The organism is Mesorhizobium sp. M1A.F.Ca.IN.020.06.1.1 (assembly GCF_004023265.1).
Taxonomy (GTDB): Bacteria; Pseudomonadota; Alphaproteobacteria; order Rhizobiales; family Rhizobiaceae; genus Mesorhizobium.
In genome coordinates, this window is the sequence record NZ_RZSR01001785.1 from 1 (window position 1) to 470 (window position 470).

Here is a 470-nt window from a genome sequence, read left to right on the forward strand (position 1 = left end):
TCCCCCCGACCTGCCGATGATCGTCGGCGCCGCGATCATCATCGCCTCCGGCCTCTACGCGCTCTACCGCGAGCGTGTCGTCGGCAGGCGCCAGCCTGCCGCCGAAAGCGCTGGACCCGACATGGCGCCGGACGGCATATAGTCCCGATGGACCGAAGCGTTGCAGGCATCATCCTGGCGGGAGGCCAGTCGCGCCGGATGGGCGGCGGCGACAAGACGCTGCTTTCGCTGGGCAAGGTCAGGCTGATCGAGCATGTCGCCGCGCGTCTCACACTGCAGGTCGCCACGCTGGCGCTCAACGCCAACGGCGATCCGGCACGGTTTGCTGGCACCAACCTTCCGGTGCTTGCCGATACGATAGAGGGCCATGCCGGCCCGCTCGCCGGCATCCTCACCGGCCTTGAATGGGCGGCAGCGGACACGGGCTACCGGTCGCTGGTCAGTGCGGCCGGCGACACGCCGTTCTTCCC

At 69.1% G+C, this 470-nt stretch carries 1 protein-coding gene and 1 pseudogene; both read left to right on the top strand.

Features of this window, described 5'->3' with window-relative positions; genetic code table 11:
• Window positions 1-142 (top strand): annotated as a pseudogene (locus EOA60_RS39560) (EamA/RhaT family transporter); the annotation flags it as partial.
• 5 nt (window positions 143-147) lie between these two features.
• A partial coding sequence (locus EOA60_RS36890) for an NTP transferase domain-containing protein (protein WP_164899964.1) occupies window positions 148-470 on the top strand: 323 nt, incomplete at its 3' end.